This window comes from Streptomyces sp. NPDC051219, from assembly GCF_040682335.1.
Taxonomy (GTDB): Bacteria; Actinomycetota; Actinomycetes; order Streptomycetales; family Streptomycetaceae; genus Streptomyces.
Window position 1 is genome coordinate 1 of record NZ_JBFBAS010000040.1, and the last position, 22384, is coordinate 22384.

The following is a 22384-nucleotide window of genomic DNA, read 5'->3' on the forward strand; positions in this document are numbered from 1 at the left end:
GGTCTGGAGGGCGATGCTGAAGCTGGCTCGGTCCGGGTCGGTGTTCGGGACGGACTCGGTGGCATCGGTGATCGCGATCCGCAGGGCCTGGTAGGTACTCAGCAGCGCGTAGACCTCCTGGGCGATCCCGGGCCAGGTCTTGGAGCGCAGGACTCGCCGGCCCAGCATCGACTTCTTGATCTCGAAGTAGGCGGACTCGACTTCCCATCGCTCGTGATACAGCCTGACCAGGTCGAACGCTGGGTAGCGGCGGGCATCCAGGAGGTTGGTCGCCATTCGGTACAGGCCGGTGTGCCGTCCGGTCGTGGTGGTGATGGTGATCTCGCATTCGATGATGCGGACCTCTGTCGCGCCGATTCGGGACAGGAAGGAGCCGTCGTCGTACCGGGCGAGCACGGGGGGCTTGCGGACGGCGGACAGGCGGGCCAGGAAGGCGGCGTCAGTGCTGGCGACGGCGGTGAGGAAGGTGTTGGTGGCAAAGCCGCGGTCCAGGAGCACGATCATGTCGGGGTGCACGGAGCGCATGAGGCGTTTGCCGTAGACGGTCTCACCGCTGGTGCGGGGGCCGAAGGCGGCGTCGATGACGGCTCGGGTGCCGCAGGCGACCAGGGTGGTCAGGCAGATCTGCGGGTATCCGGAGGTGGCGTACTGGTTGGATCCCTTGCCCAGGCGGGTTCGGTGCACCGGGCTGTCTGGGACATCGAGGTAGGTGCCGTCGATGGCGACCGTGAGCAGTCCCTTCCAGCGGGCGCCGCTTGTGCGGATTGCCGAGGCCGGTCCACGCAGCAGGTCGAACAGGGCCCGCATCGGGCGTACTCCGAGCCGGGTCCGCGCGTCCCATAACGCCGTCCCGGTGATCGTCGGTATCGGTATCGAGTCCAGCGCGGCGGTGAGCTTGCGCCAGACGGCGAGATAGCCGCACTCCTCGAACAAGGTGGCTGCCAGCAGTAGGTAGACCACCACGCGAGCAGGCAGTTTCCGTAGTCGTCGCTGCCTCGTGTTGGTCCCGGCGAGGACGGCATCGACCATCTCGAAGGGAACGATGCGGGTGAGTTCCCCCAGGTGTCCAGGTGCGAACAACCCCTTGGCTACCGTGATTTCACGCGTGATGACACACTGACCGGACAGCGGAGCTCCCGAGCTTGAACGACTCGTCTTGGCGGACAAGCCGTTCTACCGGGGCTCCGCTTCCTACGTCCGGCACTCAGCCAGATCGCCCCTTGCCACCAGCCCAGAAGCCTTAACTTCATGGCCTTGGCCTAAAGGCCGGGATTCCCTGCGAAGAACAAGGGATGGCAGGCGGTTTGATCCGTTGGCTGTGACCGAGGCAGGGCGGGTCGTTGCATGTCTCGTGAGCTCTCGGCGCCCGTACCGCGATGACGTGTCCGGCGCCCGTTGAGCATTGACCGAGCCGGTGCTCACGGCCTGTGCTCGGCAGCGGTCACGATCCGGCCGGTGAGTTGGGCGACGGTAGGGATGTCGTCGATGAGCCCTTGGCCATCCCCGCCGTCCAGATTCCGGCCCCGCAGATCTGTTCCCCTGGCACGTCCAATCCGGTGCGGACCTGCCGGACCTCGCCGCTTCGGTAGGGCGTGAAACCGGCGGACGGCGGCGCGATACGGCCGCGCCGTACCGACACCCCCCGCGACGGGAAACAGGCGATGTGACCGCCGGGGACGTTCTCGGCCCCGCAGCCGTCGCTCGGCTCGTCGGCCCTCATGCTCAGTCCAGACGACCCCGGGGAACCAGCGGCAGCAGGGCGCGCATCGCTTCTTGCGGATCGGGGACGGAGACGGCCAGGCGGCTGAACGGTGCCGAGCGGCGCAGGTCGACGCACAGCACCGGCCCGTCGGGCCGGACCGCAGCGAAGTCAATCCTGTCCCGGAGATGCCGGGTCCCCACGCAAAACCGCGCGGGGATCCAGGCGCCCTTGGCACACACCCCGCGAAGCGCCCGCCACCAGTCCGGCTCGACGTGCACCTCACGCAACGCGGAGACGGGCACCCGTACCTCACGGCGACGGGCTGCCACCATCTCCCACCAGGACAGGCGCACCACGATATCCGTACCCTGCACCGCTACCCGGGCCATGGCACCTCCTTCGGGGGAACACGCACACTGCACGGGCAGCATCGTGCAGGTGAGGGGGCAGGCAGTGGCGTCTCGTCCGTCATGTCAGCTGGTGACGCGGATCTTGGATTGCCTGTGCGGCAGCTGCTCCCAGTCCTCCATGAGGCGGGCCGTTAGTCCGTGGGTATTGGCGAGTTCGACCAGCGTCTCGGTGCGGTAGTAGAAATCCTCGCGCAGGACGTGGTGCTCCCGGCCTTCGGTGCGGTTGAACGTGAAGTCGAAGAAGCCCTTGGGGGCCATGACATGCGCGATGTGGGACAGACACTCGTCGATGACCTCGATCGGGGAGTGCGAGAACACGCTGTGCGCATGCACCACCGTGAAGTACCCGGCGGGCAGGGAGGCCAGGCGCAGGTCGCGGACAAGGCCGAGGCGGGGAAGTTTGTCCTGGAGCCCTCGCTCGGCAACGGTGTCGCCCGCCGCCAGGAGGATCTCGGGTGAGATGTCGATGCCGTGGTAATGGCCGGTATCGAGGTAGTCGATGAAGCGCCAGCCGGCCCTGAGGTTGCCGCAGCCGATTTCCAGCATCCGGTCTGCAGGGGCGAGTCCGTTCCGGAGCAGGTAGTCGAACTGCATCTGGCCAAGAGCGAGCCAGCGCTGCTGAGACGCGCTGCCCACAGCGGCGGCGGGACTCCTGCCCGCGTCTGCCTTCATCACGGCCCGGTAGTACGCCACGTGGTCGCGGAAGATCAGCCGTAGCTTCCAGTCACGGCCTAGCCTGCGCAGGTAGGGCACGACGCGGTCGGGGTGCCGCACGGTGTAGCGGATCTTGTGGCTGAGGCTCGCCCGGTCGGTCCTGGTGCGCACCGGGTCGATGAGCGGGGTCATCGTCGTACCTCCACGAGATGTGCGTGATCCGTCTCGCCGTGTGGGAACAGAGCGCAATCACTCCTGTAACACCACGGTGAGTCGTGCCAAGGGCGTACACGGCGGCCTTGCAAGCGGCGGCCAAGCGTCGGCGCCGGATCTGTCTCGTCGTCCTCCATGCTGGTCAGCCCCTCGGTGATGTCGTTGGGGCGCATCCGGATGAAGGCCGGGATGTCCAGGGGACGGGTGTCACTCACCTGCTCCTCCCGCCGTCCTGGCCGCGGCGGACGCCGCTGACGACGTCAGCTGGACCGCATCGGTGGACTTCACCGTCTGCCGAGCTCACCACACGCTGCCGGAGCACGCAAAAGGGGCACTCGACCGCGACGAGCCCGGCGACCCGGGCAGCCGGACCGGAGCCTGACCGTCGGCGGTGCCGGTAGTGCGGCATCCGAGACGCGAGCAAAGAGCCTCATGGGATGGATGGAGGTCTCCGGTGCGAAGGGCGGCTCAAACGGCCAAGGTGGCTATGGGCCGGGTGCGTGCTGGCGGAACACCGACGCGTACCACAACACCGGGTAGATGACGCTGCCGCCGAGCCGGTGCGGCCCTCGTGAACCCGGCGATGCTGAACGGAAGGTGGACGAGAGTAGCTTTCCCTTTGCCGCGCTTGCCCCATACGCCTCAAGCTCGCGCCGCGAAGCACAGGCGAGTGAGGCGCGAACACGCGACCGGACGCCCTATGCGCCCGGGGCCGGAGACCGGCCGGATGGCGTGTGCAGCGGCGACGGCAGAGGCGCTATCAAGAGCTGCGAGCCGCCCAGGGACGCCCGGTGCGGGCTCTTCGCCTGCGGTGAGCCCTCTGGAATGTTGCCTCAGCCGCCCGGGCCGCCGCTTCCAAAGGCGCCTCCGCTGTCGTCGTGCTTAGGTCTGTCCTCGCGCACCCGGTCGGCACCGTGCGTTCCGTAATTCTTCAGGTTGTACGGCAGCAGGCGCCCGCCGTCGTGCGGGAAGGGGTCCTCGTCCAACTCCCGGAACTCTTCGAGATGCGTCTGGTGGTCGGGCGGCTTCGGCTGCTCTTCGGGTTTCGGCGGGGGCGGCATCTCGTCCCGCCGCCTCCCGTCCAGCCACATAGCGCCCGTCAGAAGGGCGACGAGGGCAATTCCGACGGCGAAGAGAGCGGCTCCAGTGGAGAAGCCCGCCGCCAGGTGGGAGACCTGGATATCCGGAACATGCAGCAAGGCGTTCATGGCGTCTGTCTCCACACAGAGGGTGGCATTTCGCTATGCCCCTTACTACCCATTCTTTCACTTTTGACACGTTCACAGAAAAGCGTCCGTCGCTGTTACCGGGGGGCGACCGAGCTCCACCTGCAGGAACCGCCTGGGCGGCCCGTCAGCGCCCCGGAGTCAGAGAGCACACAGTCGTTCCGCGGAGAGTAACCGAAGGCGCCAGCGAGTAGCGGTTAGGCAACCTCTGTAGCGCTGTGCTGCTGGTTACGCCCCGTTCTCTGTGCTGCCCGTGCGTCCCATTCACTTTGTCTTCAGCGGTGAGCAGTCAGCAGGACGGACGTGACGAGGGCGGACATGACCAGGGCGACCGAGACGGCGAGGGATGCCACGGTGAGGCAGAGCAGCCGCTGCCTCACGGTCCGGTAGCGGGCCGCGTATTCCGCCCGTAGTTCGCCGGCGCGGGTGGCGGCGGCGCGCAAGATGTGCCGGGACAGGGCGATGCGCTCCTCGGTGTACAGGCGGACGACTTCCTCGTACTGGGCGGTGGTTAGCCAGGGCATGCGGGCCGCGAAGGCTTGCGCCTGGGCCCGGGCTCGGTCCCATTCGGCCTGAGCCATCAGAAAGCCCTCCACGCGAGCGATCCCGGCAGCGCGCTCCTCAGGGCTCATCCCGGAGCTGGAAGGAAAGGCGGTCATTTATCCGCCTCGCCCTCCGAACCGGGCGAGGCCACGCCTTTGCCCGGTTCGACGACATCCCGGCGACCGCCCTCGCTCTCCCGCTGGAGGGCGCTGATGTGTGGGTAGTGCAGATCGAAGGCCGGTGATTCGGAGCGGACCCTGGGCAGAGTGAGGAAATTATGCCGCGGAGGCGGGCATGAGGTCGCCCATTCGAGGGAGCGCCCGTAGCCCCATGGGTCGTCGACGTCGATCCGCTTTCCGAATTTGGCGGTCTTCCACACGTTGTAGAGGAACGGCAGGGTCGACAGACCCAGCAGGAACGAGCCAACGGACGACAGCGTGTTCAGGGCGGTGAAGCCGTCGGCGGCCAGGTAGTCGGCGTACCGGCGCGGCATGCCTTCCGCGCCGAGCCAGTGCTGGACGAGGAACGTCATGTGGAACCCGACGAACAGCGTCCAGAAATGAATCTTACCGAGGCGTTCGTCGAGCATGGTCCCGGTCATTTTGGGCCACCAGAAGTGGAAGCCGGCGAACATCGCGAAGACGATTGTGCCGAACAGCACGTAGTGGAAATGGGCGACGACGAAGTAGCTGTCGGTGACGTGCCAGTCCAAGGGCGGGGAGCCGAGGATGACGCCGGTGAGTCCACCGAACAGGAACGTGACGAGAAATCCCACCGCCCACAGCATCGGCGTCTCGAAGGTGATGGAGCCCTTCCACATGGTGCCGATCCAGTTGAAAAACTTCACCCCGGTCGGCACCGCGATGAGGAAGGTCATGAAGGAGAAGAAGGGCAGCAGAACTCCCCCCGTGGCGAACATGTGATGGGCCCACACCATCACGGACAGTCCGGTGATGGCGATGGTGGCGCCGATGAGACCGATGTAGCCGAAAATCGGCTTGCGGGAGAACACCGGAAGGATCTCGGTCACGACGCCGAAGAAGGGCAGAGCCAGAATGTAGACCTCGGGATGGCCGAAGAACCAGAACAAATGCTGCCACAGCAATGTGCCGCCGTTCTCCGGCGCGAAGACGTGGGAACCAAAACGCCGGTCCGACTCCAGCACCAACAGGGCCGCGGCGAGCACCGGGAAAGCCAGCAGTACCAGAACCGAGGTCAGCAGCACGTTCCAGGTGAAGATCGACATCCGGAACATGGTCATGCCGGGTGCACGCATGCAGATGATCGTGGTGATGAAGTTGACGGCTCCCAGGATGGTGCCGAAGCCCGACAGCGCCAACCCCATGATCCACATGTCGGCGCCGACCTGGGGTGTCCGCTCAACCCTGCTCAGCGGGGTGTACGCCGTCCAGCCAAAGTCCGCCGTTCCGTTGGGAGTTAACATGCTCCCGACAACGATCAGGCCGCCGAAGAGGAAGAGCCAGTACGAGAACATGTTCAGGCGAGGGAACGCCACGTCCGGAGATCCGATCTGCAGCGGCATGATCGCGTTGGCGAAGCCGGCGAAGGTCGGAGTGGCGAACAGCAGCAGCATCACCGTGCCATGCATCGTGAACGCCTGGTTGTACTGCTCATTGGACAGCAGCTGAATGCCGGGCCGGGCCAGCTCGGCCCGGAGTGCCAAAGCCAGAGCACCGGCGAAGAGGAAGAATGCGAACGACGTGATCAGGTAGAGGTGGCCGATCTTTTTGTGATCGGTTGTGGTCAGCCAGCTCACCACCACGCTGCCCCGGCCGCGGCCGCGCACCGGCACGGTGGTAACAGGCTCAGTCGACGTCGCCATACGCATCCTTCGAGAGCGCCGAGCACAAGCGGCAGGGGGCCCTGCGCCGCCGTTCCACGCTAAGGGCGAGGCACCCGGTGACACAGTCGCCGACAGGAGTGTCGCGAACAGACATCTCATATTCGTGTTTCTTGCTCTGCTCGGCGCTCAGCCGACGAACCTCCCCAGCGCAGCGCAGCGAAGCGAGCCGTCGGCCGATTTCCGCGGACACGTCGGTGCATGAAGCGCTGGAAGAACGTTCTCACCATCAGCTGACGTTCATCGGAGAAAATAAGCATGGCCTTGTCTGCACGATTACCTAGGGTTGTCGGCCAGGCATACGCCACCCTCCTCTATCTGCAGGAGACCCCACTCACCGCACACACCGTCAGCGAACCCGTCGTTCACCACTCCCCCGGCGTCGGGCCGGTACGACTCGGAGCGACACATCCCGCCCTGTTTCCCTGCGACTCTCCGTGGCCAGCTGCAACGGAGAGTCGCATCGTCAACGCCCCAAAACTGACGTTCACACAGAACTCGGCTTCACAGACGCTTCGGGAGACCAGGCGTCGCCGGCCATGGCGGTGACGGCCATGGCCGTGACAAGGCCGCCGTACCGTTGTCGGCTCCGCCCACGGGCATCCGTCCTCGCCATCAGGGCTTTGACCAGCAGGTTTATGGATTCGGCACGATGGCCTCGTCGTGTTCGCGCAGCATCCGCATGACGGTTGCGGGCGACGGGTGCTGTCCCTTCGCGGGCGCCGCCCGGCGGCCTCGGTCGAACGCCCCGTGTGAGCGGCTGAGTATCGCCGCCTACGCCCAGCCGGGGCTGTCCACCCGGACCGGATAGCCACGGCTGGCGTAGGGCGGAGGCGCGAGTAGTTCACTCACCAGCTTGTGGAGCCCGCACCTGGTCACTTTCCCGCGCCGGTGATCGCCGTGGGACCGCGGTGTTGCGCGCGTGAGTGCAGGGGCAGACAAGAGCCGGCTGCTACTGGTCATGCATGGCTGCCCATGGCAACCCCATGGCAACAGGGTGGTTTGACATCCATGCGGATCAGCCGCTCTACTGCTTCTACTGGTTCACTAGTAGAAGGTTTTTTTTGTGATGCGGTACCGCATCGACCGACGCAGCGGCGTGACCGCCTACATGCAGATCGTCCTGCAGACCAAGCAGGCGATGCGGCTGGGCGTGCTGGTCCCGGGGAGCCGGCTGCCTACGGCGCGGGAGGTGGTGGCCACCACCGCGATCAATCCCAACACCGTGCACAAGGCCTACCGGGAGCTGGAGCACGAAGGGCTCGTCGAGTCACGGCGGGGAGCGGGCACCTTCGTCGTCCGGTCGCTCTCACGGCCGGAGACGCTTTCCAGTTCCTCCCTGAGCGGGGGACTGCGTGAGTGGCTGCGGGAAGCTCACGCGGCCGGCCTCGACAGAGACGACGTGACAGCCCTGTTCACGGCCCTCATCGAGGAGTACGGCGCCTCTCCCCATGCGCCGGAAAAGGAGGCTTCTCCGTCGGCACGGGACGTCCCGACAACCGGGGAAACGAGCGACATGCAGCACACGAGTACGGAGGACGCAGAGTGAACAACCCCCTACACCAAGGCTCCCGCACAGATCCCGCACCGCACCGGACCGCCGCGGCGAACGAGGAGACGCCGGCGCTCGAAGCCCAGGGGCTGGGACGCCGGTTCCGCCGGAACTGGGCGCTGCACGACTGCGACTTCCGCCTGCCCGTCGGACGGATCTGCGCTCTGGTGGGCCCGAACGGCGCCGGCAAGACGACTCTGTTGTCCTTGGCCGCCGACCTGCTGGAACCCACCTGCGGACGGCTCCGCGTCTTCGGGGACTCCCCAAAGACGCCGGCCAGCCGCAGCCGTGTGGCATTCGTGGGACAGAGGAAGCCGCTCTACCCCGGTTTCACCGTGGAGGAGATGCTGAGGGCGGGCCGGGAACTGAATCCCGGGTGGAACCAGGCTAAAGCGGAGCGGCTGGTACGCCAGGGCGACATACCGCTCCACGCCAAGGTCGGCACCCTCTCCGGCGGACAGCGCACGCGCGTCGCACTGGCCCTCGCCTTCGGCAAGAGGCCCCGGCTCCTGCTGCTGGACGAACCGATGTCGGACCTGGATCCCCTGGTCCGCCACGAGATCACCGCCGCGCTGATGAGCGAGGTGGCCGAGCACGGCACCACGGTGCTGATGTCGACGCACATGGTCTCCGAGATGGAGCACGTGTGCGACTACCTCGTCACGGTCACCGGCGGCCGGGTGCGGCTCGCCGGTGAGGTCGACACCATCCTCGGCGCCCACACACTGCTCATGGGCCGTCACCAGGGCGAGGGCCTTCCCCCCGAACTCGCACCGCACACCGTCGTGTCGACGGACACGGCGGGAGACCAGCTCACCGCCCTGATCCGGCCACGAGGTCCTGTAGCGGGCCGGTGGGCCCACCACGAGCCGAGCCTGGAAGAGTTGCTGATCGCCTACCTGCGCGCCCCTGACATCGAACCCCTGCTCACCCCCAGCGCGCGCACCGGCGCGAGTGAGGAAGCCGCATGACCGCCACCCAGGCCCTTCCGGCAGCAGGCATACGCCGCCGTGGCCCGCACCTGTCCGGGCTCGCCTGGCTGACCTGGCGCCAGCACCGGTCTGCCTTCTGGACCGGCTTCCTCCTGCTCGCCGCGTTCGCCGTCTTCGTCATCACGCAACGGCTCGACATGGTCGCCTACATCGAAGCCCACCACCTGGCCGGCTGCGTCTACCAGTCCCCCGAGTCCCGGTGCGAGGGGGTGAACGCCTTCCGGGGCCACTTCTACAACCTGATGCACTACACCGGCCTGCTCGTCTCCTTCGTCCCCCTCGTCATCGGCGTCTTCCTCGGCGGCCCGCTGCTCTCCCGCGAACTGGAGAACGGCACGTACGCCCTGTCGTGCTCGCAGTCGGTCAGCCGCACCCGCTGGATCGCGTACAAGCTCGGCGTCCCCGCCCTGGTCACGCTCATCGGCACCGGTGCCCTATCCGCGCTCTACACGTGGTGGTGGCGGCCGGCGGACACCCTGCTGCGGGGGATGTACTGGTACCAGTCGCCGCCGTTCAACAACGTCGGCGTGGTTCCCGTCGCGTTTTCTCTGCTCGCCCTGGTCACCGGTGCGGCGATCGGGATGGTCCTGCGCCGCACTGTGGCGGCCATGGTCGTCACCTGCGCCGTCAGCGTCGTCGGCTGGGTCGCCCTCAACCTCCTGCGGCCTCATCTGTGGCCCGTCCGCGAGGTCACCGCCCACCAGATCACCGCCGACTTCTACGGCTCGCCCGCGCCGCTGGGCTTGTTCACCCCCACCGCATGGCCCCTGGACCTGCCCAATAAGTCCTACAGCTCCTGGAACGTCGACTACGGCTACCTCACCTCCTCGGGACACCACTTCACCTCCGGTGCCTGCGGCGACTTCACCGACGCCTCCGCCCACTGCCTCAAGGTCCACGACGTCGTGGGCGTGTGGGCCCAGTACCACCCCGCCTCCCATTTCTGGCCCTTGCAGTGGGCCACGACCGCAGTGCTCCTCGCCGCGACGGCGGCCGTGACCGCATTCAGCATCTGGTGGGCACGCCGCCGCGCGTGAACCGACGGGCTCCGCTGGGGCGACGTATCGAGACCCGCAGCCCGAGCGGGGGAAACCGTCCGGCCCTTCCGCACGCGTTTACCCGCCCGCATGGCTAAAGGCGTGCGGTGTTCAGCGGATCCGTGCAGGGCTGGTGACACAGATTCCCGCCCATGGGCGGGGAGCGGATCCCCGGCGTGCGGCGGCGTGGGCATACGGGGGGACTGAGGGCACCGCCTGCGGTAGTGGCCTGTCGTGCGGGAAGAGCTGAGTGCCCGGGTACCCGTCGCGGGTAGTTGAGCCGGACGACGTGGAGGTGTCGGGATGAGCAGCACTACGAGCGCGGCGCATGCGGACAGAGCGGCAGGCGCGGGACCCCGGAAGCTGCGGTTGCCGGGAATCGTGTTGGGGGTGGGTCTGGGCGGTTTCGTAGACGGCATTCTGCTGCACCAGCTGTTGCAGTGGCATCACATGTTGACCAGCACCAACGTCGACCGGATCGGGGTGAAGTACTACCCGGCGAACACGGTGACCGGCCTGGAGATGAACACGGTGTGGGACGGCATCTTCCACGCGGTGTGCTGGGTGGCGGTTCTGACCGGTCTAGCGATCTTGTACGCGCGGTTGACGCATCACCGCCGCCGGGTGTGGACGTCGGCGGCGCTGTGGGGCTGGATTCTGGTCGGCTGGGGCCTGTTCAACCTGGTGGAGGGCATCGTCGACCACCACATCCTGGGCATCCACCACGTCTACGCCGGCGATCAGCAGGTCTGGTGGGATCTGGGGTTCCTGCTGCTGGGTGCGGTGCTGGTCGCGGTGGGCTGGATGATCCAGCGTCGGGCCGTTCCGTACGACCGGGAAGGTGACGCGCCCGGGAGGGCGGCACAACAGGCATGATCGGTCACCCCGCACCCCACTACGACAGCGGCGGCCTGCCGCTCGAGGTGCTGGTGCCCGCTGCGCTCATCGTGCTGCCCGCCGTCGGCTATCTACTGCTGGCCGCCCGGGCGCGGCAGCGGAACCCGCAAGCCGGGTGGAGCCGGTGGCGCACGGGGTTCTTCCTGGCCGGGTGCGTGCTGCTGGCGGTCGGGCTGCTGCCGCCGTTGGCGTCGTGGGCACACGGCGACTTCCGAGGCCACATGCTCCAGCACCTGCTGATCGGCATGTACGCCCCCCTCGGCCTGGTGCTGGGGGCACCGGTCACCCTGCTGCTGCGGAACCTTCCCGCCGCTCATGGGCGGCGGCTGACCGCTCTGGTGCAGAGCCGGCCACTCCATGTGCCGGCGCATCCGGTTACCGCGCTGGTGCTCAGCGTGGGCACCCTCGCCCTGCTGTACTTCACCCCGCTGTACAACACGCTGTCCGCCCAGCCGGTGCTGCACTGGCTGCTCCATGTGCACTTCCTGCTGGCCGGCTGCCTGTTCGCCTGGGTGATCGCCGGCCCCGACCCCGCCCCCGCCCGGCCGGGAGTTCCGGCGCGGCTGGTGGTGCTGGGCGTGGCGATCGCAGCCCACGCGGTGATCTCGCAGGCGATGTACGGCGGGTTCGGGATCAACGTTCGCGCGCCCGTCGACAAGGTCCAGGGCGGCGCGGAGATCATGTACTACGGCGGCGACATCGCCGAACTCCTCCTGGCCGCCGCGCTGGTGGCGACCTGGCGCCCTCGGCGCCCCGGCCGGCACGCCGCGACGGCGGCCCGACCGGCCTCAGGGGCAGGACCTGCCCTTCACTCCTGACCGCCGTCGTCATCATCTGCCGTGGATCCGTCGGCCCGGCGCTTGGTGCCATGCGTACGGTGCACTGCGGCAAAGAGGGTGGCCGTGCCGGCGTAGCCGGCGTCGGCGGTCAGTACGGCCCGCTGGGGGTGAAGGTGACGGGCAGGTGCGCGGGGCCACGCAGCCCGCCGGGCCGCCACCGCAGCTCGCCCGGCGGCACGTCCAGGGCCAGGCCGGGAAGGCGTCGCAGGGCGGTCCCGATGGCGATCTTGCCCTCCAGTCGGGCCAGCGGCGCCCCCAGGCAGTAGTGGATGCCGTGTCCGAACGCGAGGTGTGCGTTGTCCTGCCGGGTGATGTCCAGGCGATCCGGGTCGGGGAACCGAGCCGGGTCACGGTCGGCGATGGCGGAGGCGACCAGCACGGTCGCGCCGCTCGGGACGGTCACGCCCGCGATCTTGACGTCCTCGCGCGCGAACCGGGCGATGCCGGGGCTGACCGGTCCGTCGTAGCGGAGGAACTCCTCGATCGCGCCCGGCAGCAGCGACGGATCGTCCCGCAGCAGCTTCAGCTGTTGGGGGTGGGCGAGCAGCGCGGCGATGCCTCCGCCGATCAGGTTGACCGTGGTGACGTATCCCGCAACCAGCAGGAGGAAGGCCATGGCGATCAGCTCGTCCTCGTTGAGCCGCTGCTCCTCGTCCCGGGCGGTGATCAGCGCGCTGAGCAGGTCGTCCGCGGGCCGGGCCCGTTTGGTTTCCAATAGCTTGGTCAGGTACGACCGCATCCGCTGCCATGCCTCGTCCACGACGGCCGGGTCCGGCAGTTTCGCCCCGCGCAGGAGCATGTCGTCGGTCCACCGCTGGAAGTCGTACCGGTCCTCCACGGGCACGCCGAGCAGTTCGCTGATCACGGTGACCGGGAGGGGCAGCGCGAAGTCCGTGACGAGTTCCGCCCGGCCGGCCGGCGCGACCGCGTCGAGCAGCTGGTCGGCGATCTCTTGGATGCGGGGCTGCAGATCGACCACGCGGCGGGCGGTGAACGCCTTCGAGACCAGGCGGCGCAGGCGGGTGTGGTCGGGCGGGTCGGAGCGGAGCATGTTGCTCAGCATGGACTCGCGCTCGGTCTGGGGCAGCTGCCGAATGAGCCGGGGATCGGATGCGTCGCGAATGTCGCTGCTCAGCCGTGGGTCGGACAGGGCCGCGAGGCCGTCCTCGTAACGCGTGACCAGCCAGGCTTCCAGGCCGCCGGCGATGACGGCGCGCCGCACCGGGCCGTCCTCGCGTAGCTGTCGGTAGAGCGGGAAGGGATCCGCCACGAAGGCCGGGTCGTCGTAGGGCAGTAGGACCGGCTGCTGGTTCATCGCGCCTCCTGGAGCATGTCGCGACCAGGTGGGTCGGACTCGTCACGTTTGAGGGTATATATCCCAGCACGGTAGATCCCGGGATTTCACCGAAGGGAGGGTGCGATGGAGCAGCGGACCACGTGCTGCGTGGTGGGCGGCGGACCTGCCGGAATGGTCCTCGGCCTGCTGCTCGCCCGCGCGGGTGTCGCGGTCACGGTCCTGGAGAAGCACGCCGACTTCCTGCGTGACTTCCGCGGCGACACCGTTCATCCGTCCACCCTCGCGCTGCTGGACGACCTCGGCCTGGCCGAGCGGTTCGCCAAGCTGCCGCAGCGGCGGGTGACGACGGTCCAGCTGCCGCTCGGCCCGGACCGTTCGCTGGTCACCGTCGGGAACATCGGCGCGCTGCCGGGCAAGTACAACTACATCGCCATGGTGCCGCAGTGGGACCTGCTCAACCTCCTTGTGGACGAGGCGGGGCGGGAGCCGTCCTTCGCCGTACGGATGAGCACCGAGGCAACCTCTTTCCTGATGGAGCGCGGCCGGGTCGCCGGGGTGCGGTACCGCACGTCCGACGGCCGTACCGGTGAGCTGCGGGCCACCCTCACAGTGGCCTGCGACGGCCGGGGCTCGCTGGCCCGGTCACTGCCCGAACTGGGACTGCGGCGGTTCGCCTGCCCGATGGACGCCTGGTGGTTCCGGCTGCCGCGCCGGGAGGGCGACCCGCACGGGCTCGTGGGAGGCGTCGGCGACCGGTTCTTCACCGCCATGATCGACCGTGGGGACTACTGGCAGTGCGCCGCGCTGATCCCCAAGGGAACCGACGCCGAGCGCCGCGCCGCCGGTCTCGACCGGTTCATGGCCGACTTCACTGCCGCGGTCCCGTGGCTCTCGGACCGTGCGCACGAGCTGCGGTCCTGGGACGAGGTGAAGCTCCTCGACGTCCGGCTCGACCGGCTCCGGCGCTGGCATCGCCCGGGGCTGCTGTGCATCGGCGATGCGGCGCACGCGATGTCTCCGGTCTTCGGTATCGGCATCAACCTCGCCGTCGAGGACGCCGTGGCCGCCGCCCGCCATCTCGTCGGGCCGCTGCGCGAGGACGCGGTCGGCCTGCGGCACGTACGCCGTGTCCAGCGCCGCCGGTGGCCCACAACGGCCGCGACGCAGGCGCTTCAGCGGTTCGCCCACTCCCGGGTCATCGAGCCGCTGCTGGCCGGAAGGCCGGCCTTCGGCAACCCTCGGCGTGCGAAGCGGCTGACCGAGCTGCTCACCACCTCGCGGTGGCTGAACCGTGTGCCGGCGTACTTCATCGCGTACGGCGCCCTGCGCGAGCGTCCGCCGGCCGCATCGGTGCGGTGAGCCGTAGCAGGGGCCCAGGCCCGGTCAGTCCCAGTAGTGCACCCTCCATGGCGGGCGACGGCGGCGAGCGCGGAGTAGTCGGCGACGCCGACGTCTGACCGGCGAAGACCTCGTCACGGCCGGAGAGCCGCAATACGGCGCGTCTGCGTTCCCGCTGATCGTTGATCCAGAGCACGCGTCCGGGCGGGCGCCGTCGCATCCCCGTCCGGCCCCGCCTACGGCTGCGCCGGTGTCCGGCCGCGGCGCTGCCGGGAGGGCGGGTGCTGGGAGGGAGGGTGCTGGGAGGGAGGGTGCTGGGAGGGAGGGGCGATACCAACTGGTGCCGCCCGCCGCGGTACCACCGCCCGGGATGAGGCGGTTTCAGCAGAGATACGGGGGGCACGTTTTCTCCGAAGAGGCGGGCAGATGTCGAATCCCCAGCAGCCCGCGTTGTGCCGCAGCGACAAGGGCGGCGCCACTCCGCAGGACGGCAGCCAGCCACGCAAGGCGGCCCATCGGGGCACGAAGGCGCCGAAGAAGGCCTCCCCGCACGGCACGGATCGCGGGAACAAAGGCGGAGGAGAAAGTGGTGGCACACCGGCGGAGCAGCAACCCGACCATCACTGAGCGTTCGGACGGAGACACGGCTGTGCCTGTGCGGACCGTCGACCTGCACGCAGTCAGGGCCATGCTGAACGCGCAGGCCGAGCGGCTGCGCAGGGAGCTGGCCGACAGTGAGACGGTCGCATCGGTTCTGTACGAGGACTGCGACCTGGACGCTGCTGACGCCGGTGCGACGACTACGTCGCTCGACCAGCTACGGAGTGGGCGGGACCGCGCCGGCTTCCTCCTCGCCCTGACGGTCGCCGCAGTGGGCCGGCTCGACGACGGCACGTACGGACTCTGCCTCACCTGCGGGCGGCCGATGGACCGGGAACGTATGCTCGCCGTGCCGCACTTGAAGCGGTGCGTCCGATGCCAGGACGATCGCTCCCGCCAGTGAAGACCACGGACGAGCCGCAGTGGAACGCGGGACGCCGTCAGCGACGGCGAGAAGGCAACGAGGCTGCCTGCCGGCATCCCCCATGCCGATGCTGCGAACCCTGCCTGACACCAGCCCGCCATGGCGAATCTGGCCGCCCCCAATCCGGCGGCCAGGGCGTGGCGACTGGGTTGCGAACGCCCACTGCCCGCCGTGCGCTCCCCGGCGGACGCAATCTCTTCGGGCGTCATGTCGTAGGCGGCGAACTCACGGTCGGAGGTGAACGCGGCGGCTTGCTGCCCCGCGTTTGATTCGTCGAGGTCGAACTCGTCGTCGTGCAGGGAGCCCAGGGGATGGATGCGGAGGTGCTTTCCGATGGCCAGCGGTGACGTGCTCGTACTCATCGATGAGGTTGGTCGGGTGGTCGAGTGGGGGCGGACGGCGGAGGAGCTGTTCGGGTGGTCCGCCGAGGAGGCCGTCGGCCAGTCCGTCACTGCGCTCATGCGCGAGGTCGCCGCTGACGGCGAATGGCGGGGGGAAAGACTCTCGAAGGGGCCCGCGGTGCTGGTCAAGCCGGTGTTGCGAGGTACCTCCGTGGTGTGGCAGGTGCTCGCAGCAGGGGACACGATGTCGGGGAGGGACGTGGCGATCTTGAAGGCCATGTTCACTCAGTCACCAGTGGGACTGCATGTCCTCGACGATCAGCTGCGCGTGGTCCGCATGAGCACCGCCACCCGTGGGCTGCGTGACACGCCGGTGGGACACCTGCTGGGCAAGCATTTCACCGAGGCGTGTGAACTCGAAGACCCCGGGGAAGAAGCCGCCGTGGCGCGCAGGGTCCTGGAAAGCGGAGAGCCGGTAGTGAACCGGCTCGTCCGGGGCCTCGAGGCACCAGACCAGCACAAGCGGCGACTCCACTCCATCTCCTACTTCCGCTTGGAGGGCTCCCACGGCCATGTGCTCGGACTGGTGGCATTCACGGTCGACGTCACGGAGCGAGAGTACGCACAGGACCGCTTGGCCCTCCTGGACATGGTCCGCACACGAGTGGGACACCGGCTGAACGTGATGGATGTCTGCTGGGAGCTGGTGGATGCGGTAGTGCCCGCCTTCGCGGGCATCGCCGATGTCGAGGTGGTGGAAGACGTCGTCCGCGGAGAGGACCCTCCCCTGGTCCCCGTCCACCGGGACGTTCCACTGCGCCGAGCAGCCTTCCAAGGCCGCGTCCCTGCCCACCCGGTCGGAGACGTGCGCCCCGTGCCGACCGGCACCCCCTTCTCGCGCGTCCTGTCCGACCTTCGGCCGCGCCTCGTCTCGATCGAGCAGGACAGCTCGTGGCTGGCCGCCGACCCAGCCCGAGCCGACGCCATCAGGCGATCCGGTGCCCACTCCCTGATCGTGGCACCGCTGGCGTTGCACGGTCAGGCCCTGGGCGTGGTCAGCTTCTACCGTCACCAGCAGGAGGACCCCTTCGAATGGGATGATGTCGCGGTGGCGTCCGCGGTGTGTGCGCACGCTGCGCTCTGCATCGACAACGCCCGTCAGTACATGCGCCAGTGGATTATCGCGTCGACCGTCCAGCGCAGGCTTCTCCCCCAGCAACCGGCCACACAGACCACCGTGGAGATCTCCCCACTGCACCTTCCCGGCCCGGAGGGCGGCGGGGCGTGGTTCGACGCGATCGCGCTGCCCGGCGCACGGACCGCGTTGATCGTCGGCGACGTGGCAGGGCGGGGCATTCCCGCAGCCATCATGATGGGACTCCTACGGACGGCCATCCATACACTCGCCGCCCTGGACCTGCAGCCCGACGAGCTGCTGGCCCGCTTGAGCGACACCACAGCCCGTTTCGCCGCCGCGCGCGCCGCACTGCCTCCCATGGATCCCCTCAACCGTGAGCCGCTCACCGCCGGCTGCGCCATCGCGATCTACGACCCGGTCGATCTCACCTGCACCATCGCCCGCGCCGGCCTCCCGGAGCCGGTCGCCGTCTTTCCCGACGGCACCTCGGCCGGCCTGCCCGTCCCTCCAGGTCCCCCACTCGCCGGAAGGGACACCGCCCCATTCCCCGCGACCACCGTCGACCTCCCCGAAGGAAGCATCCTCGCGATGGGCACGGCCGCGCTCGCCGACGAGCTCCTGGCGCCGTCCGGTCCAGTGCGTCCACTGCTGGACGGCGCCGGCACAGGGCCCCTGCCCAACCTGCGCGACGACATCGCGCGCACACTCACAAGCGGCCACCGGACCGGCGAGACGCTGATGCTGCTCGCCCGCACGAAGGCGCTCCCCACGGACCGGGTACTGACCCGCTCACTACCCGCGAACCCCGAGGCCGCACCGATCGCCCGCACAGCGGCCCGCCGCCAGCTTGAAGCTTGGGGCATGGACGAGGAAACGACGTTCACCACCGAGCTCATCGTCAGCGAGCTCGTCGGCAACGCGGTCCGCTACGGAGCTCCGCCTCTGCAACTACGCCTGATCTTAGAGCGGATGCTGACCTGCGAGGTAAGCGACACCGCTCCCAGCGCCCCGCACGTCAAACATGCCCGCACCATCGACGAGACAGGCCGAGGACTGTTCATCATCGCGAGCCTCGCGGACCAGTGGGGCACCCGCTACCAGACGCAAGGAAAAACCGTCTGGGCAGAACAACCAACAGAGGCGTCAACCCTCTCCACATGACCCCGATACGATCTCGTCGGGCCCGAGGCGCCGACTACGGCACCTCGCTCGCGCCGGTGGCAGTCAGCCGCGCCGATTCGGCTGCGGTCCTCCAGAACTGCCGCTGTCTGTCGCTTTCCGCATCGAAGCACTGGAGCGCCGGGCACTCCACGGGATACGGCAGTCGGGCTGCCGCCCGGCCGCGGGAAGCCTGACGGCCGACCGACTCCCGCACGCGGGCGGCCGGCCCAGGAACCTCTCCCGGGCCGGCCGCGTACGCACGCATGAAGCAGGCGTCAGCCGATCTCGATGAGCAGATCGCCCGCCTCGACCTGCTGGATCTTTCCGATCGCCAACCGCGCGACCGTGCCCGCGCACTGGGCGGTGATGGAGGCCTCCATCTTCATCGCCTCAATGGTGGCCACCGTCTGACCCGCCGACACCGAAGAGCCCTCCTCCACCTGGAGCGTCACGACGCCGGCGAACGGCGCGGGGACATGCCGGTCGTTGCCGCGCTCGGCCTTCTCCGCGGCCTTGACCTCAGTGGCGACGGACTTGTCCCGCACCGACACGGGGCGCAGCTGGCCGTTGAGCGTGGCCAGCACGGTACGGAAGCCCCGCTCGTCGGCCTCGGAGATGGCCTCCAGCTCGATCAGCAGCGTGACACCGGCCCCCAGGGTGACCGTGTGCTCCGTGTCCGGCTCCAAGCCGTAGAAGAAGTCCTGCGTGGGCAGTACGGACGTATCGCCGTACGCCTCGCGATGGGCGTCGAACTCCTTGGTCGGGCCGGGGAACAGCAACCGGTTCAGCGTCGCCCGCCGGTCCCGGCCCAGTCCCTGGCGGTCCTCGTCCGACAGGGTCGGGCTCTCGGCCTGCGCCGGGCGGCCCTGGAGTGCGCGCGTGCGGAACGGCTCGGGCCAGCCTCCGGGCGGGTCGCCCAGCTCGCCGCGCAGGAATCCGACCACGGAGTCCGGTACGTCGAACTTGCCGGGGTCGGACTCGAAGTCGGCCGCGTGGACCCCGGCTCCGACCAGGTGCAGGGCGAGGTCTCCCACCACCTTCGAAGAGGGGGTCACCTTGACCAGCCGGCCCAGCATCCGGTCGGCGGCCGCGTAGCAGTCCTCGATCAGCTCGAAGCGGTCGCCGAGGCCGAGCGCGATGGCCTGCTGACGCAGGTTCGAAAGCTGTCCGCCGGGGATCTCGTGGTGGTAGACGCGCCCCGTGGGCGAGGCGAGCCCCGACTCGAAGGGCGCGTAGACCTTGCGCATGGCTTCCCAGTACGGCTCGAGTCCCCCGACCGCGTCGAGCGAGAGCCCGGTCGCGCGCTCGGTGTGGTCGGTAGCCGCGACGAGCGCCGACAGGGACGGCTGGCTGGTGGTGCCCGCCATCGAGGCGACGGCGGCGTCGACGGCGTCGACGCCCGCGTCGATCGCGGCGATCAGCGTCGCGAGCTGACCGCCCGCCGTGTCGTGGGTGTGCAGATGCACCGGAAGGTCGAAGCGCTCGCGCAGTGCCGTCACCAGGGTGCGGGCGGCGGGCGGGCGCAGCAGACCGGCCATGTCCTTGATGGCAAGTACGTGCGCGCCGGCCTCGACGATCTGCTCCGCGAGGCGCAGGTAGTAGTCGAGCGTGTACAGCTGTTCGGCCGGGTCCGACAGGTCCGCGGTGTAGCACAGGGCGACCTCGGCCAGCGCGGTGCCGGTCGACCGAACGGCATCGATGGCGGGACGCATCTGCGAGACGTCGTTGAGCGCGTCGAAGATCCGGAAGATGTCCATGCCGGTCGCCGCTGCCTCGGCGACGAAGGCCTCGGTCACCTCGACGGGGTAGGGCGTATAACCGACGGTGTTGCGCCCACGCAGCAGCATCTGCGTACAGATGTTGGGCACCGCCTCCCGCAAGGCCGCGAGACGCTCCCAGGGATCCTCGGCGAGGAAGCGCAAGGCCACATCGTAGGTAGCGCCGCCCCAGCACTCCAGGCTCAGCAACTCCGGTGCCGTGCGGGCGACATACGGGGCGACGGCCAGCAGATCGCGCGTCCTCACCCGGGTGGCCAGCAGGGACTGGTGCGCGTCACGGAAGGTCGTGTCCGTCACCGCGACGGCCCGCTGCGCGCGCAGTTCCGCTGCGAACGCCTCCGGCCCGAGGGCCGCGAGGCGCTGCCGGGAGCCTTCGGCGGGCGGACTGCCCAGTGAGGCGGGAGGGAGCTTGGCGGCCGGGTCGATGACCTGGGGACGCGGGCCGTGGGGACGGTTGACGGTCGTCTCGGCGAGATAGGTGAGCATGCGGCTTCCGCGGTCGGCCGAGGGGCGCGCCCGGAGCAGCTCCGGATGCTCGGCGATGAAACTCGTCGTGACACGGCCCTCGCGGAAGCCGGGGTGCTCGAGCACGGCGCCGAGGAAGGGCAGGTTGGTGGCGACTCCGCGGATACGGAACTCTGCGATCGCACGCCGTGCGCGGCGGGCGGCGTTGGCGAAGTCGTGGCCGTGACAGGTCAGTTTGACCAGCATGGAGTCGAAGTGGGCAGATACTTCGGCGCCGGTGTGCACGGTGCCGCCGTCGAGCCGTACGCCGGGGCCGCCCGGGGAGCGGTACGCGGAGATGGTGCCGGTGTCGGGGCGGAAACCGTTGGCGGGATCCTCAGTGGTGATACGGCACTGCAGGGCCGTACCCGTGAGAACGATGTCGTCCTGCGTCAGGTTCAGTTCCGGAAGCGTCCTTCCCGCGGCAATCCGCAGCTGCCCGATCACCAGGTCCCGTCCGGTGACCTGCTCGGTGACCGTGTGCTCCACCTGGATACGGGGATTCATCTCGATGAAGACATGGTTGCCGCGCTCGTCGACCAGGAACTCCACGGTGCCCGCGTTGACGTACCCGATGTGCCTGGCGAACGCAACGGCGTCGGCGCAGATGCGCGCGCGCAGCTCCGGATCGAGATTCGGCGCGGGCGCGATCTCGATCACCTTCTGGTGGCGCCGCTGCACCGAACAGTCCCGCTCGTACAGGTGGACGACATTCCCGTGGGTGTCGGCGAGGATCTGCACTTCGATATGGCGAGGGTTGACGACGGCCTGTTCCAGGAAGACGGTGGCGTCTCCGAACGCCGACTCCGCCTCGCGCATCGCCGCGTCGATCGCCTCCCTCAACTCGGCGGGCTCGGCGACGCGTCGCATTCCCCGCCCGCCGCCGCCGGCGACGGCCTTGACGAACACCGGGAACCCGATGGAGTCGGCCGCGCCGACCAGCGTGTCCACGTCCGTGGACGGCTCGGACGACTTCAGTACGGGAACCCCGGCTTCGCGGGCGGCCGCCACCGCGCGGGACTTGTTGCCGGTGAGGTGCAGAACGGAAGCGGGTGGCCCGACAAAGGTGATCCCGGCCTCGGCGCACGCGGCGGCGAGGTCGGGGTTCTCCGACAGGAAGCCGTACCCGGGGTAGATGGCGTCGGCACCGGCCTTTCGCGCGGCCTTGATCACCTCGTCGACCGAGAGATAGGCCCGCACCGGGTGGCCCTTTTCGCCGATCTGGTAGGCCTCGTCGGCTTTGGCCCGGTGGAGCGAGTTGCGGTCCTCGTAGGGGAACACGGCCACGGTGGAGATGCCGAGCTCGAACGCCGCGCGGAAGGCGCGGATCGCGATCTCGCCCCGGTTGGCGACCAATACCTTGCGGAACATCAATGTCCCCTGTCGTGTTGCGGGCGCGCGGCCTCGAGGTGGCGTTGTCATTCCGGCTGCCGGGATCGGCATCCGCTGTTCCCGTGGACGGTACCGATCGGTAGCGGTGGAGTCGATCTCCGACCGGCGGGAGCTACGTCACGTCGGTCGGAGCGGGCCTCGGCACAGTCCAAGGCGGTGGCCCTGGGGCGGGAGCTTCACCGCCCTGGTCCTGCACTCCTCTACGGCCGACCGTTACTGCATGGCCCATGGCAAAGAACTCCGCGACGCCCAGGAGGCCGGCTCTCGGCCTTCACCCAGTGGAGCCGGTCACGCGTCGAGTCTGGCGAACTCGCCCCGCCCCGGCTGCCGTTGATCACCTCTCTGACCATCGGCCCGGCCGTCGGCGTCGCCGGCCGCCGCTCTCGGGCATCGGCGACGTCGACCCTGACGAGGCCGCCCGGATCCTGCCGGACCGGATCTGGCGGTCGCCGGCCCCGTGGCGCGCGGCCCCTCCCCCACCCAAA

General features: G+C 68.8%; 16 protein-coding genes. 8 read left to right on the forward strand and 8 right to left on the reverse strand.

Annotated features, from left to right (window positions below; all coding sequences use genetic code 11):
• The 6 genes from AB0M62_RS29875 to ctaD all read right to left on the reverse strand — a co-directional run.
• The coding region (locus AB0M62_RS29875; RefSeq protein WP_366077442.1) for an IS4 family transposase at positions 1 to 1080 on the reverse strand (1080 nt) is incomplete at its 3' end.
• A 642-nt stretch (positions 1081 to 1722) separates the two neighbouring features.
• Entirely contained in the window at positions 1723 to 2091 is a 369-nt protein-coding gene (locus AB0M62_RS29880) for a hypothetical protein (protein ID WP_366077443.1), read from the reverse strand.
• An 84-nt stretch (positions 2092 to 2175) separates the two neighbouring features.
• A complete protein-coding gene (locus tag AB0M62_RS29885; protein WP_366077444.1) occupies positions 2176 to 2958 on the reverse strand; it encodes a methyltransferase in 783 nt (260 codons plus the stop codon).
• A gap of 854 nt (positions 2959 to 3812) precedes the next feature.
• On the reverse strand, positions 3813 to 4187 hold the full coding sequence (locus tag AB0M62_RS29890) for a DUF6479 family protein (RefSeq protein ID WP_366077445.1): 375 nt from the start codon (positions 4185 to 4187) through the stop codon (positions 3813 to 3815).
• Between the two features lie 293 nt (positions 4188 to 4480).
• On the reverse strand, positions 4481 to 4864 hold the full coding sequence (locus AB0M62_RS29895; RefSeq protein WP_366077446.1) for a hypothetical protein: 384 nt from the start codon (positions 4862 to 4864) through the stop codon (positions 4481 to 4483).
• On the reverse strand, positions 4861 to 6591 hold the full coding sequence (gene ctaD / locus AB0M62_RS29900) for a cytochrome c oxidase subunit I (protein ID WP_366077474.1): 1731 nt from the start codon (positions 6589 to 6591) through the stop codon (positions 4861 to 4863). The genes AB0M62_RS29895 and ctaD overlap by 4 nt, the downstream gene beginning before the upstream one ends.
• Positions 6592 to 7678: 1087 nt before the next feature.
• On the opposite strand from ctaD, the gene AB0M62_RS29905 reads away from it, so the two are divergent.
• The 5 genes from AB0M62_RS29905 (at position 7679) to AB0M62_RS29925 (ending at position 11905) form a co-directional block, all read left to right on the forward strand.
• Positions 7679 to 8158, forward strand: a complete 480-nt coding sequence (locus tag AB0M62_RS29905; protein ID WP_366077447.1) for a GntR family transcriptional regulator — start codon at positions 7679 to 7681, stop codon at positions 8156 to 8158.
• Positions 8159 to 8250: 92 nt separating this feature from the next.
• Positions 8251 to 9132: an ABC transporter ATP-binding protein gene (locus tag AB0M62_RS29910; protein WP_366077475.1), complete on the forward strand. Its 882-nt coding sequence runs from the start codon at positions 8251 to 8253 to the stop codon at positions 9130 to 9132.
• A complete protein-coding gene (locus AB0M62_RS29915; RefSeq protein WP_366077448.1) occupies positions 9129 to 10190 on the forward strand; it encodes a hypothetical protein in 1062 nt (353 codons plus the stop codon). The genes AB0M62_RS29910 and AB0M62_RS29915 overlap by 4 nt, the downstream gene beginning before the upstream one ends.
• Before the next feature lie 303 nt (positions 10191 to 10493).
• Complete coding sequence (locus AB0M62_RS29920) at positions 10494 to 11066, forward strand: DUF2243 domain-containing protein (RefSeq protein WP_366077449.1); 573 nt, start codon at positions 10494 to 10496, stop codon at positions 11064 to 11066.
• Complete coding sequence (locus tag AB0M62_RS29925) at positions 11063 to 11905, forward strand: cytochrome c oxidase assembly protein (protein WP_366077450.1); 843 nt, start codon at positions 11063 to 11065, stop codon at positions 11903 to 11905. Before AB0M62_RS29920 ends, AB0M62_RS29925 begins: the two co-directional genes overlap by 4 nt.
• Before the next feature lie 109 nt (positions 11906 to 12014).
• On the opposite strand, the gene AB0M62_RS29930 is transcribed toward AB0M62_RS29925, so the two are convergent.
• Positions 12015 to 13241 (reverse strand): cytochrome P450, encoded by a 1227-nt coding sequence (locus AB0M62_RS29930; protein WP_366077451.1) that lies wholly within the window; start codon positions 13239 to 13241, stop codon positions 12015 to 12017.
• Between the two features lie 105 nt (positions 13242 to 13346).
• Between AB0M62_RS29930 and AB0M62_RS29935 the strand changes: the two genes are divergently transcribed.
• The 3 genes from AB0M62_RS29935 (at position 13347) to AB0M62_RS29945 (ending at position 18225) form a co-directional block, all read left to right on the forward strand.
• A complete protein-coding gene (locus AB0M62_RS29935) occupies positions 13347 to 14582 on the forward strand; it encodes an FAD-dependent oxidoreductase (RefSeq protein WP_366077452.1) in 1236 nt (411 codons plus the stop codon).
• A gap of 628 nt (positions 14583 to 15210) precedes the next feature.
• On the forward strand, positions 15211 to 15564 hold the full coding sequence (locus AB0M62_RS29940; protein ID WP_366077453.1) for a TraR/DksA C4-type zinc finger protein: 354 nt from the start codon (positions 15211 to 15213) through the stop codon (positions 15562 to 15564).
• 354 nt (positions 15565 to 15918) lie between these two features.
• Positions 15919 to 18225 carry a SpoIIE family protein phosphatase gene (locus AB0M62_RS29945; RefSeq protein WP_366077454.1) on the forward strand — a complete coding sequence of 769 codons (2307 nt, stop codon included), beginning with the start codon at positions 15919 to 15921 and terminating at the stop codon, positions 18223 to 18225.
• A gap of 275 nt (positions 18226 to 18500) precedes the next feature.
• Here AB0M62_RS29945 and AB0M62_RS29950 read toward each other — a convergent pair whose 3' ends face one another.
• Positions 18501 to 21878 carry a pyruvate carboxylase gene (locus AB0M62_RS29950; protein ID WP_366077456.1) on the reverse strand — a complete coding sequence of 1126 codons (3378 nt, stop codon included), beginning with the start codon at positions 21876 to 21878 and terminating at the stop codon, positions 18501 to 18503.
• Positions 21879 to 22384 lie beyond the last annotated feature (506 nt).